The sequence below is a fragment of the Flavobacterium psychrophilum genome (assembly GCA_001708385.1).
GTDB classification, from domain to species: Bacteria; Bacteroidota; Bacteroidia; order Flavobacteriales; family Flavobacteriaceae; genus Flavobacterium; species Flavobacterium psychrophilum_A.
The window spans coordinates 3,183,803-3,200,392 of the sequence record CP012388.1 but is presented as its reverse complement, the minus strand read 5'-3'; the positions used below and the strand labels follow the sequence as shown (position 1 = coordinate 3,200,392).

15 protein-coding genes and 1 pseudogene are annotated in these 16,590 nt (G+C 41.0%); 10 read left to right on the top strand and 6 right to left on the bottom strand.

Annotated elements, in window-relative coordinates:
- The first annotated feature begins 108 nt into the window (after positions 1-108).
- The 3 genes and pseudogenes from ALW18_14065 to ALW18_14055 all read left to right on the top strand — a co-directional run bounded on the left by ALW18_14065 (position 109) and on the right by ALW18_14055 (position 2,133).
- Positions 109-669: pseudogene (locus ALW18_14065) on the top strand (hypothetical protein).
- Between the two features lie 78 nt (positions 670-747).
- Complete coding sequence (locus tag ALW18_14060; protein AOE53550.1) at positions 748-1,467, top strand: hypothetical protein; 720 nt, start codon at positions 748-750, stop codon at positions 1,465-1,467.
- 51 nt (positions 1,468-1,518) lie between these two features.
- Positions 1,519-2,133, top strand: coding sequence for a hypothetical protein (locus tag ALW18_14055; protein AOE53549.1), 615 nt, complete (start codon positions 1,519-1,521; stop codon positions 2,131-2,133).
- A gap of 68 nt (positions 2,134-2,201) precedes the next feature.
- Here ALW18_14055 and ALW18_14050 read toward each other — a convergent pair whose 3' ends face one another.
- Positions 2,202-3,521: an ABC transporter gene (locus tag ALW18_14050; GenBank protein ID AOE53548.1), complete on the bottom strand. Its 1,320-nt coding sequence runs from the start codon at positions 3,519-3,521 to the stop codon at positions 2,202-2,204.
- Between the two features lies 1 nt (position 3,522).
- Entirely contained in the window at positions 3,523-4,182 is a 660-nt protein-coding gene (locus ALW18_14045; protein ID AOE53547.1) for a heat-shock protein, read from the bottom strand.
- Positions 4,183-4,402: 220 nt separating this feature from the next.
- Between ALW18_14045 and ALW18_14040 the strand changes: the two genes are divergently transcribed.
- From ALW18_14040 to ALW18_14020, 5 genes are all read left to right on the top strand, one after another.
- Positions 4,403-4,834 carry a hypothetical protein gene (locus ALW18_14040; protein ID AOE53546.1) on the top strand — a complete coding sequence of 144 codons (432 nt, stop codon included), beginning with the start codon at positions 4,403-4,405 and terminating at the stop codon, positions 4,832-4,834.
- Positions 4,831-5,292 carry an RES superfamily protein gene (locus ALW18_14035; GenBank protein AOE53545.1) on the top strand — a complete coding sequence of 154 codons (462 nt, stop codon included), beginning with the start codon at positions 4,831-4,833 and terminating at the stop codon, positions 5,290-5,292. The genes ALW18_14040 and ALW18_14035 overlap by 4 nt, the downstream gene beginning before the upstream one ends.
- A 79-nt stretch (positions 5,293-5,371) precedes the next feature.
- Positions 5,372-5,611 carry a hypothetical protein gene (locus tag ALW18_14030; protein AOE53544.1) on the top strand — a complete coding sequence of 80 codons (240 nt, stop codon included), beginning with the start codon at positions 5,372-5,374 and terminating at the stop codon, positions 5,609-5,611.
- A 53-nt stretch (positions 5,612-5,664) separates the two neighbouring features.
- Complete coding sequence (locus ALW18_14025; GenBank protein ID AOE53543.1) at positions 5,665-6,489, top strand: AraC family transcriptional regulator; 825 nt, start codon at positions 5,665-5,667, stop codon at positions 6,487-6,489.
- 143 nt (positions 6,490-6,632) lie between these two features.
- Complete coding sequence (locus tag ALW18_14020) at positions 6,633-7,463, top strand: dioxygenase (protein ID AOE54422.1); 831 nt, start codon at positions 6,633-6,635, stop codon at positions 7,461-7,463.
- A 78-nt stretch (positions 7,464-7,541) separates the two neighbouring features.
- Here ALW18_14020 and ALW18_14015 read toward each other — a convergent pair whose 3' ends face one another.
- The 3 genes from ALW18_14015 to ALW18_14005 form a co-directional block, all read right to left on the bottom strand.
- Positions 7,542-9,143, bottom strand: coding sequence for a hypothetical protein (locus ALW18_14015; GenBank protein ID AOE53542.1), 1,602 nt, complete (start codon positions 9,141-9,143; stop codon positions 7,542-7,544).
- 244 nt (positions 9,144-9,387) lie between these two features.
- Positions 9,388-10,953, bottom strand: a complete 1,566-nt coding sequence (locus tag ALW18_14010; GenBank protein ID AOE53541.1) for an FAD-binding protein — start codon at positions 10,951-10,953, stop codon at positions 9,388-9,390.
- 112 nt (positions 10,954-11,065) lie between these two features.
- Positions 11,066-12,118, bottom strand: a complete 1,053-nt coding sequence (locus ALW18_14005; protein AOE53540.1) for a hypothetical protein — start codon at positions 12,116-12,118, stop codon at positions 11,066-11,068.
- Positions 12,119-12,204: 86 nt separating this feature from the next.
- On the opposite strand from ALW18_14005, the gene ALW18_14000 reads away from it, so the two are divergent.
- A complete protein-coding gene (locus ALW18_14000; protein AOE53539.1) occupies positions 12,205-13,113 on the top strand; it encodes a transcriptional regulator in 909 nt (302 codons plus the stop codon).
- A gap of 81 nt (positions 13,114-13,194) precedes the next feature.
- Positions 13,195-14,094, top strand: coding sequence for a short-chain dehydrogenase (locus tag ALW18_13995; protein AOE53538.1), 900 nt, complete (start codon positions 13,195-13,197; stop codon positions 14,092-14,094).
- 73 nt (positions 14,095-14,167) lie between these two features.
- On the opposite strand, the gene ALW18_13990 is transcribed toward ALW18_13995, so the two are convergent.
- The gene (locus tag ALW18_13990; GenBank protein ID AOE53537.1) at positions 14,168-16,333 is read right to left on the bottom strand and encodes an alpha-glucosidase; all 2,166 of its coding nucleotides are present in this window, start codon (positions 16,331-16,333) and stop codon (positions 14,168-14,170) included.
- Between the last annotated feature and the right edge of the window lie 257 nt (positions 16,334-16,590).

The window sequence follows — 16,590 nt, the reverse complement described above, 5'->3', positions numbered from 1 at the left end:
CTTAGCCTTTCGGCTAAAGGGGTAATGACTGTAAAGCCCTATCAGGTACATGCACCGAAAGGAGTGAGTGAAGATGTAAAGGGCTATTTTATTAGTGTAGAAAATTTCCTGATGCCTTCGCACTGCCGGGAATTGTTTGAAAACCTATCACCTCAGCAGCAATACCTGAAATTTGAAGAAAATGATGGTGCAGACATAGAAGAGACCGCTGCGCTACTGCATCGCGCCTTTACAACAGATGATCCGTATAAATCTTTTATTCTAAATGGCTTGCTAACCGCCTTTTTAAACCAGGCGTGTTCACTTTACCATAAAAGAGGAGCTGTAAAACCGCAGCAGAAAAGCCAGGCTCACAGCATTAGTGCTAAATTTAAGGAACTGCTTATACAATATTCATTTCTTCATCTTCCGTCGTTTTATGCCCAAAAGCTCAACATAACAACATCGCACCTCAACCATTGCCTTAATACGGCTACAGGATTATCTGTAACACATTGGCTTCAGGACGCCATGATTACCGAAGCCAAAAAACAGATATATTACTCTGATAGCGATATCAAAGAAATTGCCTATACCCTGGGTTATGATGACCACGCTTATTTTTCGAGGCTCTTTAAAAAAATTACCGGACAGACTCCGTTAGAATTCAGAAGGAAATTCCGCGAATAGTCCAATTATTGAGCTGTTTTGTAAAATAGAAATCAGGCGGTTTTAAGGGTACTTTGCATCAGTAAAAACGCTGATCAAATGAGTATTATACAATCTATCATCCAGAAAATGAGCCACACGGCTGTGGTGATACATAAAGAACAAATTACCAATTCTACATATCACGTTCGCATTAAACTTAATAGCGACAGCTTTAAGAATTATATCCCCGGACAGCACCTGCGCGTTATCGTAGGCTATGAAGAAGCTGCATCGTTAAGTAATATGGTGCGCACCTACTCGGTATGGCACTATGATGAGCTTAAAAAAGAGGCCGACCTTGCCGTTTGCACCTTCTCTAACGGACAGGGCGCTAAATGGGCTCATAACCTAGAGCGTGGCGATACGATCTACTTCCGCGGGCCGGAAGGAAAATTCACTATTAATCCCGATGCCGACAATCACTTATTTTTGGGCGACATATCGTCGTTGGCGCACCTGTACGAACTTAACCGCAATACCGGTATAAATGCTAATGCATCGGGTATTGTGTACTCTTCAGAGAAGACACATTATTTTGATGACCTGTCGCCAAGGCGTAATTTCGGTTTTCTTGAAGCCCCCGAAAATCCGGTTCAGGATATTATAACAGAAGTAATGTGGAATACATTACCTAAAGGTAATACGGCTATTTACATTGCGGGCGAAACTGCCTTTTGCATCGCCCTGCATAAGTACTTTAAAAATGAGCACAATATTTCTTCACGCTTTATAAAAACCAAACCATTCTGGCATCCGGGCAAAAAAGGACTCGAATAGATCCCCTTCAAGTTGGCAGATTTGTTTATCTTAGCTATAAACAAAAAAACTATGAAAAAATTATTGCTGGCAGCCCTGTTTGTCACTTCTGTGGCTTTTGCCCAGAATCCGTTGGTTGACGAGGCCGCTAAAGAATTTGAGCAGATAAATAAAACGGCTGTTATTAATGGTAAAGACTTAAAAGTATACAACCTGTTGGAATCTTTTTACAAAGAAGCCCTTAAAACAGATGATGGCGAATTAACACAGGGAACCATTGACGATATAACCAAATTAATGGAGACTCCCGAAACGCCTAACAGCAACATCCTGCAGATATTCCTTATGTATCAGGGATATATTGCCGAAATGGATGAAAACCAACAGCCCATGGATCCTGATTTCCAGCTTATGACCACTGATGTTTTAGTAAATGAATCAACCAAAATCTACAAAAAGGTGCCAACAATTATTACCATTTACCGTGGCGAGGCGTTGATGTCGGGCGAGAGAAATGAGGAAGCAAAAACATTGTTTAAAAACCTTCTTGTAGTACAACCCGATTGTATCCCTGCAAAAATTTACACCTACCTGCTTTCTGAAAATGAAACCGAACGCCAGCAGATAGCAACCGCATTAAAAAAAGAAAGACCCAACCACTGGATGGTAAAAGACTTTTTGAACTAGAAATACCGCTTTAAATAAAAAATCCCTTTGCTTAAAAAACGAAGGGATTTTCTTTTTATATACTTACGTTATACTGCTACTGCTTTAATATAGCTGTTATAAGTACTTAAGTCGATATCTGCCTTTAAGTCAAACAACAGGCTGTATAACCCAAAGAAAGTTCTATTTACATAGATGAAGTGTTTAGAACCACGGTTTCCATTCATTTTGCGGAGTGTTTTATCATTCGCAAATTTCTCACTCAGCTGTGCAATAGCATCACTGAAAGAGGTGTCCGAAAAATCAAAACGATCCTCCTGGAATGGTTTTGTAAATGTGGTTAGCAGGTCATGAAACAGCGTTGAGAAAAATTCAATTTCCTTTACTGAATCGTTGTCCTTAAGTATTTCCAGTTCGTAGAGCTTCTCGTTAAAGAAAACCGGGTTATCCAGGTTCTCTTTTCGGGCAAGGTCAAAATACGGTACATAGAAATCATTCGGTATCTTCTTCATACAGCCAAAATCAATTGCCATAAGGTTGCCTTCGGTATCCACAAGGAAGTTCCCAGGATGCGGATCGGCGTGGAAGTACTTAAGCTCATGTATCTGGTACATATAAAAGTCCCATAGTGCCTGCCCTACCTTATTGCGTTTTTCCTGTGACTGTTCTGTTTTACAGAATTCCGACAGGTGGATACCCTCCATCCAGTCCATAGTAATGATCTTTTCACATGACAGCTCCGGATAATACTGTGGAAATTTCAGATTTTCTATATGCGCACACGCTTTGCGGATGGTTTCACTCTGCTGAAGCTCCAACGTATAATCTGTTTCTTCAATAAGCTTGTCCTCTACTTCTTTAAAATATTCGTCTGATGCTCCCTGAAGGTTAAACATACGTATGGCTATTGGTTTTACAAGGGCAATATCGGTACCGATACTTTCCCTCACTCCAGGATACTGAATTTTAACCGCAAGGTTTTTACCGTCTTTTTTAGCACGGTGCACCTGCCCAATACTGGCAGCATTAATAGAGTCGGCACTAAATTCATCAAAAAGCATATGTGGTTCTTTGCCAAAATAGCTTTTAAACGTTTTCATAACCAACGGAGCCGATAATGGCGGCACCGAAAACTGGCTTAGCGAGAACTTTTCTACATACGACTGTGGCAGCAGGTTCTTTTCCATACTCAGCATTTGCGCTACTTTAAGCGCGCTGCCTTTCAGCTCTTTCAGCCCATCGTAAATATCGGCTGCATTGTCTTTATGCAGTGTATCTTTGGTCAGTTCGGGATTCATCATCTTCTGACCGTAATATTTAAGGTAATTCCCCCCTACCTTCGCCCCGGTGGCAACCAGTTTGGTTACCCTTTCAATCTTGTTTGTGGGAATAGAATCGAGCCTTTTCATATTATACCGTAAATTTTTCTTTCCATACAAATTTGCCCAGGTCGAACAGGCTTTTCAGCGGACTGTTGTAGACCAGGTCGGTGGATGCCTTAACCGATTTCTCGATAAACACATCGGTCTTCTCAAATCCGGGAGACGTATCCTGCAGCCAGAACTTGAATATCGACAGGAACTGAAGCCATGCCCCTTCGCGCAATGCCTCACCCTGAAGCTTATCGCCACGCGGGCTTTCTACCTTAACCGGTTTTTCAAGCACCGCTTCGGCATATTGAATAAACTCTTTACGAAGTGCCTTTAGTTTATGAAGGTTGCGCAGCCTGCTGCCGCCTTCTTCCATAGTGTAGATCACAAAACTCCTGTTGGCGGTTGCCATTTCAAAGAATGTAAAATAAAAGGCCGAAAGTTTTTCTACTCCTCCGTATTCACTGTACACGGGAGATATCTCTAAAGCGTGAAGCGAATGATTAAACATCTCTACAAAATAGTAATGCTCTAACGATTCAAACGAAGTAAAGTACTGGTAAAACTCTGCTTCTTCAAAACCATTTTCTTTTGCGAATTTATATACCGATGCCGGTTTGTGGCCGTTCATCAGGCAGTAATCTGAATATCTGTCTATGATATCAGATTTTGAAAGCTGTACTGTTTTTTTAGCTGCCATAGCAATTCAAATTTAGTCCCGCACATTTATCCGTTAACATTTTTATAAACCTGCCGGATGGTTAATAGTATTATATACAGGTAAATGTAATCAAAATCCATGCTAAACTATCACAAAGTTTCATTTTTTTCTGAAATAAAAATAACATTACAATTTTAACGACATATGTCGTAAAATTAAAGACAACTTTCGTAACTTTGTTGTATTAAATGTGATGATCATGGAAGCGATAGACCTATTCAGTTCAAATTTAAGTTACAACAATGCCATTGACGACCAGAATATTATGTCGTTAATAGCCCTGGTAAGACAGGGAATTAAATTTCCTGTGTTTGTAAACTTTATGGAGAAAAGTCCGTTTGACCTTGCCGAATGGTCGGGGTTTCTTCATGTGTCCGAACGTACCATGCAACGCTACAAAAAAGAGGAGCGTACTTTTGATGCCCTTCAGTCAGAAAAAATACTGGAAATAGCCCTTTTGTATAAAAAAGGAATTTCTGTATTTGGCAGCACCCAAAACTTTAACACCTGGCTTAATACCCAAAACCTGGCACTGGGAAAGATAAAACCGAAAGAACTTTTTGACAGTTCTTTCGGGATAAACCTTTTAAAGGATGAACTTACCAGGATAGAACACGGTGTATTGGCATGATAGTATTTCGTTTAAGCAAATCGGTTTATGCCAACGACCTGTCCGGGCGCGGTGCTGAAAAAGCAGGCGGGCGATGGAACAGCAAAGGCACAGCTATGGTATATACCAGCGAATCGCGTGCGCTATGCACGACCGAGATAGCGGTACATACGCCACTGGGCATCCTTCCGCTGGACTATGTAATCATAGCTATCGAAATTCCAAAGACATTGCCCATACAGGAATTAGCCACAGATACATTACCGGAAGACTGGAAATCGTTACCCCACTCCCACTCCACACAGGAGCTTGGTGATACTTTTATTTCATCTGAAAAATTCGCAGTGCTCAGGGTTCCTTCAGCGGTAGTTCAAGGTGAATTTAATTACCTGCTCAATCCTTCACACAGGGATTTTAAAAAGATCAAGGTGAAGCTTATTGAGCCTTTTGATTTTGATGAACGCTTGTTTATTAAGTAACAATTAAGACTATTTTAAAAGAATTCAATTCTTAAAGACTTAATTTTAAATATATTACAAATCAAAACAAGTAAACGCCATGAAAAAAGCAATGATTATGGCAGGACTTCTATTAGTAATGGGAGCCTGCAAGAAACAAGATGCTAATACCACAAAGGTTACAACCGAAGAAATCACGAAGGTTGACACTATAGAACCGAAAGTACGAACCGAGACATCAATAAAACAAACTACCGAGACCGATAGTGGCAAATCGGTAATATCTACAGGCGGTGTCAAGGTAGAACATATGACAGAAGAAAAAGCGGATAAGGAATAACTTATCCGCTTTTTTGCTTTATTTTGTTATCCTGATATAAATTAAAGCTGACAGTGGATCAACTATTCAAGATATACCGCCTTACTCCCGAAGAAACACTTCGCATAGCCACACAGCCTAATAATCCGCACAATCACGATTACGAAGAGCTTATTATTGGTATGGAAGGCGTATTGGAACATTTTATAGATTTTGCCACCAATACGTATGCAGCGCCGTTTATCAGCTTTATTACAAAAGGAAAGATTCACCGTGTTCGCCCGGGGCTTAAAGACGGTAAATGCGATATGTGGGTGATACGCTTTAAAAGCGAATTCATTCCCGAAACGACTTTTTCACTTTATTCCTTTTACCATAATTACGCTACCATCCCCGCGCAGGAAGGCAACTGCTTTAAGCGGCTGGTTAACCTATGTGAGATGATGCATACCGAAATGCAGCATCCGGTACCCAAGCTGGCCATTATAAAACATCTGCTTTCGGCTGTGTTTTTAATGATCGAGGACGAGCGTAAAAAGATAGACCCTACAGATACCCACAAGAATAACAGCATTACATTTAAAAACTTTCTTGCCTTGTTGGAAGAGAATTTCAGAAGGCCGAAAGGCGCAGATTTTTATGCCCAAAAGTTATTCATGTCGGCACGAAACCTTAACCTCATCTGCCAGCAGATCATGCAGAAAACCGCCGCCGAGATCATAGAGACCCGAAAGCTTATTGAAGCAAAGAACCTGCTGATGCATACCGATACAACCATTTCTGAAATTGGCTTTGAACTGGGCTATAAAGAAAAGGCCTATTTTACCCGTGTCTTTAAAAAGAGAACCGGGCAAACTCCCACTGAATTTAAAGACGAAATGCAAAAGCTCATTTCCTGATTGTACTACTCTTTTACCTGAAACTGTTACCCTGCCTACCCTTAAAAGACTGAACTTTGTATTATAATTTTAAGGATGCAGTTATGGATCGCAAAAAGTTTTTACAAAGTATGGCAGCCCTGCCTTTTGCAGGCGGCGGAATTATGGGACTTAAAGAATTAGGGAAACTTTCCGGCAGTATTAATGATGCCGGTGTTACAATGCCCGCCTTGTTCTTAGGCCACGGCAGCCCGATGAATGCTATTGAAGAAAATGAGTTTGTGGCAAACTTCAGGAAGATTGCCAAAGAGATACCCGAGCCTACTGCTATTTTATGCGTTTCGGCACACTGGGAAACCCGCGGTACGTTTGTTACGGCAATGCAAAACCCACCGACAATACACGATTTTGGCGGATTCCCAAAAGCATTGTTTGATGTTCGCTATCCCGCACCGGGAAGCCCTGAGCTTGCAAAGCAGACACAGGAACTGGTAAAATCGGTTGCTGTTGGGCTGGACGATAAATGGGGACTGGATCATGGCGCATGGTCGGTCATAAAACACCTGTACCCAAACGCGAATATCCCAACCATACAGTTTAGCATTGATTATACAAAACCGCCGCAGTACCATTACGAGTTAGGTAAAGAACTTGCCGCTTTGCGTAAAAAAGGCGTACTGATAATAGGTAGCGGAAATATTGTACACAACCTGAGACTAATGGACTGGAAGAACATACATACCGATAATTTTGGTTTCGACTGGGCTTTTGAGGCCGATAACAAAATCAAAGGGTATATTAAGTCGGGCGATTATAAACCGCTTATCAACTTTGCATCGCAGGGTAAGGCGTTTGATTTGGCAATACCTTCTCCCGAGCACTACCTACCATTACTGTACACTCTTGCACTAAAAAGCGAAAAAGACGAAATCAGCATTTTTAACGATAAGGCAGTAGCCGGATCTTTAACCATGACATCGGTTAAAATAGGATAACATGCTCGACTGGCTTAGCAAACCTCTCAGTAAATAAAATTCCCCTTAACATTTGGTGCTAAGGGAATTTTTATTGATTTAAATTTTTTCGAATTCTATATTATTTGCGCGGTCATGTTTAAGGACAAAACCGGATATTTTACCCGATGCATCACGTTTAAATTTTACATTCCCTATTTCAGTATATAACTTATCTCCCTTCACGACAAGTGTCTCCTGCGCTTCGCCAGAGCCTATTTTGAACTTCAGGATATCGCCATCTTCAAAAAATGTGTACTCAATAGCAAGACTCTTGCAGAAATATTTGCCACAATATTCTGTTTTCAGTTTCGGATCTATAACCACACGTGCAAACTGTTCCTTAGATCCGTTATCGTTTATAACCATTGTCTGAGCAACATCACCGATACTATCTTCAAATGAAAATACAATCCCTGAAAAGGTGAAGCTATCCTGCGTTACCGGAGACAGCTCGTAGCTCATATCATTATGAATCTGCATCAGCCAAAGCCTGTTTTCTAATGGCTGTATGTAAAAATTACTTGTTCCACTGCCATAAATTCCTCCGTATTGTTTTAGCTCTTCGGGAGAAACAACGATTCCTTCTGTAACCTCACCTTCAGCCTCTTGCGCCTTTTCTTCTGTAATACCAAATACTTTAGCAGCTATCGCTTTTTCAATGTCCTTAACGGAAGCGTCATCAGTATTAGCGACTACGATGACACTTAGCTTATCATCAGGGTATACTCCCATTATACAGTGAAAACCGGGATTATCGCCACCGTGGGAAATCTTTTTGTGTCCCGAAAAATCATTTATAAATAAGCCGGCGGCGTAACCCGTTTTGGAGGTTACTTTTAGCATTTCGCTCCAAAACGCTTTACCAAGCACTTTTTGATCCATCATCTCATTAAGCCATTTCTGAAGGTCGGCTATCGGAGCGTACAATCCTGCCCCCGAAATATGATAAGGGTCTACAATACTCTGAGAAAATGTATCGTTTACCATCTCATACCCTTTAACTTTATTTGCAAATTTTGTATCACGACTCTCTACAAACTGACTGTTTTTCATCTTGAGAGGCTTGAAAATACTGGTGTTTACAAATTCTATCATTGGTTTGCCCGATACTTGTTTTACGATCTGCGCTAAAAACCAGTAGCCTGAATTAGAATAACTCCACTTTGTACCCGGCTCAAAATCTAATACTGCGTTTTTAAGGAGTGTTTGCACCTGATTGTCATTGTAATCCGTTGCATCTTCATCTTTAAGCATTGCCAGAACAGCAATATCTTTAATGCCACTTGTATGATTCATGAGGTTGGCAATAGTGACCTTTTGAGCATATTCGGGGAAATCAGGGAAATATTTCGATAGCCTGTCATCAAACTTTAATTTGCCCTGCTGTTGCAATACCACAATACAGGCTGCGGTAAACTGCTTAGAATCAGAAGCCATATGAAACACTGACTCTTTAGTAATCGGCTTTTTGTTTTCGATGTCAGCCATTCCTGATTGTTTGCTGTACAGCACTTTGCCGTCTTTAAGTACATGAATGGACAGTCCCGGTGAAGTGGGTTTGTTGTAATTTTTGAGTAGTGTATCGATATCGGTAAAATTGTACTGCGAAAAGGCTGCTGCCGATAAAAACAGCAACAGTAAAGTGTAGATTTTTTTCATTCGTTGATTGATTGACTGATTGTAGGAATTATTTTAAGTCGCTAAAATAAGTCTGAAGAATTAAACCTGAAAATATTAAATCATATTTTTTCAGACACAAAAAAACTAAGAATTTTCATTCAAAAATGATGAAATTTTAAAATCCCGAAAGAGAAACATTAATTTAACACGTGCTCAAAACCAAATAGTTACAACGATTAATATTACGCAGCAAAATGGCGTTTTGAGAGCAAAAAGTGCACTATTAATTAAGGCTTTCAGCGCATTTTATAGCACATTTTTCGCCGTCTATTGCCGCAGAAATAATTCCACCTGCATAGCCTGCACCTTCACCACAAGGATATAACCCTTTGATTTGCAGATGCTCTAAAGTAAAATTATCACGGGGAATACGTACCGGCGATGATGTTCTTGATTCCGGTGCATGCAAAATTGCCTCGTTAGTAAGGTAACCGCGCATCGATTTGCCGAAATCTACAAATCCCTGGCGTAACACCTGAGTTATGAACCCCGGAAATACCTGCCCTAATTCTACTGAAGTAGTACCCGGAACATACGATGTTTTAGGGATATCTGCCGATACTTTGCTTTGCGTAAAGTCTATCATTCGCTGGGCAGGAACACGTTGTGTTTCACCCGCTAAGCGCCATGCTTTCTGCTCGATAGCTTTTTGAAATTCCATTCCGGCGAGGGCACCATATTTGGCAAACGGGGCAAAATCTTCGAGTTTTAACTCAACCACAATACCTGAGTTAGCTGTTTCCTGGTCACGCTTTGAGGGCGACCAACCATTGGTTACTACCTCTCCAGGACTGGTAGCACATGGGGCAATAACCCCACCCGGACACATACAGAAAGAATACATTCCCCTGCCATTAACCTGTTTTACAATAGAATACGGCGCCGGAGGAAGAAACTCTCCCCTGCCGGTATTGTAATCGCAGCTGTATTGTATGCTGTCTATGAGGCTTTGGGGATGCTCGGCGCGAACGCCAAGGGCAAAGGGTTTGGCTTCTATAAATATCTGCTTGCGATCTAAAAGCTCAAAGATATCACGGGCTGAGTGGCCCGTTGCCAGTATTATTTTTGAGGCTTTTATAACGTCATTGGTCTGGGTTACAACGCCTTCAACTTCATTGTTTTTAACAAGAATATCTACCACACGGGTATCAAAAAGCACCTGTCCACCGAACTCTATAATCTTCTCCCTCATCGACTTAATGATCTTAGGAAGCTTGTTTGTTCCGATATGCGGATGCGCTTCTACCAATATCTCGTCGCTGGCACCAAAGCCAACAAATAATTCAAGTATACGGTCTACATCACCACGCTTTTTAGATCGGGTATAGAGCTTACCGTCAGAATACGTACCTGCCCCGCCCTCGCCATAACAGTAGTTAGAATCCTCACTTACAGTATGGTCGCGATTGATCGCCTTAAGGTCGCGGCGGCGTTCCTGCACATCTTTACCTCTTTCTAAAACTATTGGCTTTAACCCAAGTTCTATTAGCTGCAATGCCGCAAACAGGCCTGCAGGCCCCGCACCAATGATTATCACTTCCTGTTTATTGGAAACATCTTTATAATCAGGGAGTTTTGTTTTGGACTCGGTGTAGTCTTCATTCCAGTACACAGCCACTTTAAGGTTAATCTTAATTGCTTTCTGGCGTGCATCTATAGAGCGCTTAATAATAGCAATATGCCTAACCTCTTCAGGCTTAACCTGCATGAGCTTAGCGACATGATTAATTAATAAAGACTGTTGTGCGGCTACTTCGGGCGCCACCTGTAATTGAAGTTCTCTTGGCATGGTGCAAAATTAATGAATATTTTCTATTTCACCTCACCTGCAGCCCCTCTCCAGAAGAGAGGGGAATAAACAACCTGTATTACGCTGTTCTACTGCCAATTGCAATTGTAAACTATTCTTTATTCTCAAAAGTATATAAAGCGAACGATGCCAGCCAGTGTTCGCCTTCATAGTTACCATCGGTTATGGATGGCAGCGAATATTTAAAGTGGGTATCAGCCAAAGCTTTTAAATGTCCTAATTCTTTAGGGTATTGTTTTACCAAGGTGTATAAATTCCAGGCACGGCTAAAGTTTAACCCGTCAAGGTGTACAAGGTGTCCATCGGTACGGTCTGATACTTCTCCCGGTTTCCAGGTAAACTTCTTATCGAATAATGCCGGGGCAAAATCTTTAAGCCATTTCAGGAATTCAGCTTTTGGCATAACGCGCTGCATAATACCAATCTCTTCCATACAAGGCGAAAGAAAATCAGTTCCGCTTGGCTCCCATGCAAATGGGCAGTCCATATCATTCTTAAACAGGCGCAAAGCATTTACCCTGATGCTTTCCTGTAACGGAAGATTCTTAGCCTGAACTGCATAGTCCCACGAAAGGTTGAGCCCAAATGCCGTGCTGGTATGCGTACCTACACGTATAGGGTAGTTTAACTTCGGAAGAAATTCTATATAGCGCTCAGACAATATCGTCGTTAATGGTTTTAGGTTAGCAGCAAGTTCCTTAGCGAATGGTTCGTCGGAGGTATCCAGCTCCTGCTGTAATTTTAGCAGCCATGCCCATCCATACATACGCTCGTACGACTTCTCATGCTTCTTATTAAGGTAAGCTACTTCCTGCGCTATATTTTCTTTTGAAAGATTGACTTTTAATTTACTGATGATATCGTTTCTCCCTTCCAGATCGGGGAATTTCTTTATCAGGTATACCAGGCTCCAGTGCCCATGCACCGATGAATGCCAGTCGAAACAACCGTAAAAAGCAGGGTGCAACTGTTTGGGTGACTGTATTTCTGAAGCATCGGCCAGTAGCTGGCTTAACTTATTTGGGTATTCCTGCTGAAGGCATTTTACAGGCAGTTTTGCTAACGCATTTGCCTGTTGAAGCGTAAGATCCTGCGCAGATGCGAATGCTGATACAAGCAATGCCGTGACTATATATTTTCTCATGTTATTTATAAAAGGCTAAATATAATAAATATTATTCCGGGCTACCCAAGAACCATTACAATGTTTGATTTTTGTACTTTTGCAACATGACAAATTTCATCGGACTCGAGTCGTTATACAAAACCCTTCCGGGAGATCATGCCGCAAACCTAATGACTGACATGGGACACTTTAACATCTTTAAAGTGGAAGACCTGGTGGTAGATGGCAAGATTATTCGTAGTGGATACACCCGCAGAAGCTTTTTCAAGATAAGCCTTGTTGAAGGTAATTGTTTGGTGCATTATGCCGATCGCAGCATTACCATACCGGAGTTTGGCCTAGTTTTTACCAATCCTGTTGTACCTTACAAATGGGAAATAGTAAGTAAAGAACAGCAGGGCTACGTTAGTGTTTTTACCGAAGATTTCTTTAGCCGGTTTACTCCGATAAAAGATTATCCTGTTTTTGGTTCAGCGGAAAATGCTATCATCATCCTGAATAAGGAACAATTCATGCATTTTAAAACTATCTTTCAAAAGATGGAAAAGGAACTGCATGCGGAGTATACTTATAAATATGATTTTCTTCGTAACCTTATGATGGAAGTAATTCACGAAGCGCAAAAAATGAATCCTGAGACAGGCATAGCAATAGCAGCTTCAAACGCATCAGAACGGATCTTTTTACTATTTACAGATCTTCTTGAGCGCCAGTTTATAATTGATGATATAAACGATGTTATTTCCCTTCGCGCTCCATCGGACTTTGCGGAAAAACTCAGTATGCATGTCAACCACCTCAACAAAGCGTTGAAAACACATACGGGCCAAACCACTTCCGAACTTATAAAAGCAAGGATCTTACAGGAGGCAAAAATATTGCTAAAGACTACCAATTGGACAATCAGCGAGATTGCCCGTTGTCTTGGCTTTGAGGAAGCCAATCATTTCTCTTCTTTCTTCAGGAACATGACAAAATCAACACCGGGTGCATTTAGAAAAATCATTGATTGATTTTTATACTATTTGATTTGCCTGGCGTATCGTTTTGAAAGTTCATATACCTGAACTTTGTCTTATAAAAATTTGAATTTTATGTGGACAAAAGAAAATATGCCTGACCAAATAGGCAAAACAGCAATTGTTACAGGGGCCAATATTGGTATCGGTTTCGAAACTGCACTGGCACTTTATGAAAAAGGCGCACATGTAATTTTAGCCTGTCGCGACATTGAAAAAGCGCAAATGGCCGCTACACAGATTGAAAAGTTAAACGGAAAAGGACAGGTAGACGTACTGCACCTTGACCTTTCAGACCTTGAATCTGTAAAAGATGCGGCCGAAACTTTTAAATCAAAACATACAAAACTTGACCTGCTCATTAATAATGCAGGGGTTATGGTTCCACCGGCTTCAAAAACAAAACAAGGCTACGAACTTCAATTTGGCACTAATGTGCTGGGGCACTTTGCTTTTACAGCCCATTTATACTCATTATTAAAAGCAACGCCCGAGTCCAGAATAGTCACACTTAGTAGCCTCGTATACCGACTTGGAACTATTGATTACACAAACCTGAAACTTGAAAACGATTATGACGCCAACCGTGAATACGCACAAAGCAAGCTTTGCAACCTGTTATTTACCCTTGAACTGCAACGCAGGATAAATAAAAACAATGATAGTGTACTATCTACAGCAGCGCATCCGGGCGTAACAGGCACTAATTTATCGCGCTACCTGACAAAAGAAGATATTAGTGGTATCATTGAAGTGTATGGAGAACTGATGGAGCCGTGGCAGGGTGCTCTGCCAACACTCTATGCGGCAACAAATCTAGATATACAGGAGGGCGATTTTATAGGCCCTGACGGCGATGGAGGTTTGCGCGGATATCCTGAAAAAGCAGAAATACTGCCGTTGGCACTGGATGAAGCCGAGGCTAAAAAATTATGGCAATATGCCGAAGAAGCTACAGGCGTTTCTTTTCTTTAACCCTTAAACACAAAACCCACCAGATTTAAAAACTGGTGGGTTTACTTATTATGCTACATTGCTACTGTGTAAACTATTTCACAGTAACTTTAATTCCGTCCTTAACATTGCCATTACCTGTATAGGTTCTTCCACCAATAAGAACCGTTGCACTGATCTTATTTAGATCTTTTTCATAATTTCTTTTACCTTCTTTGGCTGACACTTTTACAACAACACCGGTACCCTGTTTCTCAGCAGTAAAAGTCACCAGGCTGTAATTGCCTTTTTGATAACCCCATCCGTCACCTTCATCTATATATAGTTTCCCTTGTGCTTTTCCTTTTTCATCAAGGCAAACCATAAGTGTTAACGGGTCAAATGAATTCTCTCCTGTATTCTGAATTATTTTGCCTGCCGGAATAATGCTTCCTCCTTTAATTTTCAATTTGGCCTGATAGGCATCGTCAACATCGCCGTCTACTAAACTAAGATCTTCCCAAATACCACGTGGCAGTTTAGGGTTATTTGCAAACGCCGGAATTACCAAAAGGTCTTCGCCTACCAAAAAGGCCTGTTCTTCTGCTCGTAACTCCTGGTTTTTTGGATCTGCAAAAAACACGGGAGCCATTACAGGGATACCGGTGTTAGATGTGTTCTGAAAAACAGTATACATGTAAGGTATCAGGCGATACCTTCTTTCCAATGCAATTTTAGATGTCTTTTCTATCGCCTCGCCATACGCCCATGGCTCTTTATTGTTAGTCCCGTCGCAGGCATGCCCTCGTGCAAACGGCATGAACGCACCAAAACCTAACCAGTTAGCCCATAAATCGCCACTGGTATTACCCAAAAAACCACCTATATCCGGGCCACTGTACGGCTGACCCGACAGGCCAAGCGTTAATGACATTGGTACAGAAAGTTTTAAATGTTCCATACTCGCATAGTTGTCTCCCGTCCAGGTAGCCGCATAACGTTGTCCACCTAATATATTCGATCTTGTAAGCAAAAATGGCCTCTTTGTTGGATTAGCTTTTAATATACCTTCATAAGATGCCTCAACCATTAACCTGCCGTAAGCATTGTGGTACAGTAAATGCGACCCTTTTGGCAAATCGCCTCCACCCCTGTGGGGTGTATCATGCGGCATTGTACCTAAGCGCTCGTTTTCCGGTAGGTCACCATCAAAAACGGCAGGTTCGTTCATATCATTCCATACCCCATCAATATTGGTAGCTAAGAAATCTTTATACAGGCCGCTCCACCAATTTCTCGCTTTTGGCATTGTAAAATCAGGGAATGCGCAATAGCCTGGCCATACTTTTCCCTGATATATAGCACCATCCGGTTTCTTTACCCAAATATCATTTTTACTTCCCGATTGGTAAACACTGTAATTTTCGTCTACTTTCACACCCGGGTCAATCATATATATGGCGCGGAATCCTTTTTTATGCAGGTCGTTGTTCAGCGTTTTAGGATCAGGGAATTTTTTCTTGTCAAAGGTAAATATCCTGTACTCGTTCATATAATCGATATCCATCCAGATCACATCACAAGGGATATTTTTAGTCCTGAAAGTATCTGCAATTTCACGAACACGCTGCTCGGTAGCATATGAAAATCGACATTGATGGTAACCTAATGTCCAGCGCGCCGGTAATTTTATAGTTCCTGTCAATTCAGCCAGCCCCATCAATACATCCTGAGGAGACTGCCTGTCTATGATATAAATCCTAAAAAGCGCCCCTTCGGTATTAAAAACAATTTCATCTGATTTTGTGTGGAGTTCTGCCTTCCACGAACTGTCAAACAGAATACCGAAAGCTGTTCCGTCTTCCCTCACCCCCATAACCCAGGGATGGCTTTGATACAATCTCTTTCCGCCTTCAACGCTGTAGGCTCCCGTATCTGTATTCCATAATTTTATCGACTGCCCGTTACGAAGCAGTGGCCCGGTTACCTCACCTCCACCATACAAACTAATGTTACCTGTCAGCTTTAACGAAGCGCTTGCTTTGCCGTCTTTAGTTACAAATTCAGGAACCAACTTCCAGTCTTTTGAAACTTCACCCGCGCGAACGGGCTCTTTTTGGAGTATTAACGAAGGCGTCAGGTTCTTATCAAATCCTGACGGTATAAATTCAACAATGTTTTTCCCCACCAGTGTTGTCTTTTGAATGGAAACTTTTTGCGCATGTAAACTTGACAACGCGAGCAATGCCAGGAAAGATAAAATGATGTTTTTTAAATTCATTTGATTGTTATTTTGGATATGGTACTTTAGCAATACAGAATATCAGCCTTTTTAAATAATCGCGATATATTACATTTTTAACTTTACTAAATCGTATTAGTAAAGCGAAAATAATTCAAAAATTGAAATAATTTTAAATTATGTGTATTTATTTTATCCGTTTTTCGAATACAAAAAGTTCGCAGCTTCATATAAATAGTATTCTGCACTTACCCCTCTATAAAAAAGATTTATATAAAACTTTGTAACTTTGACGA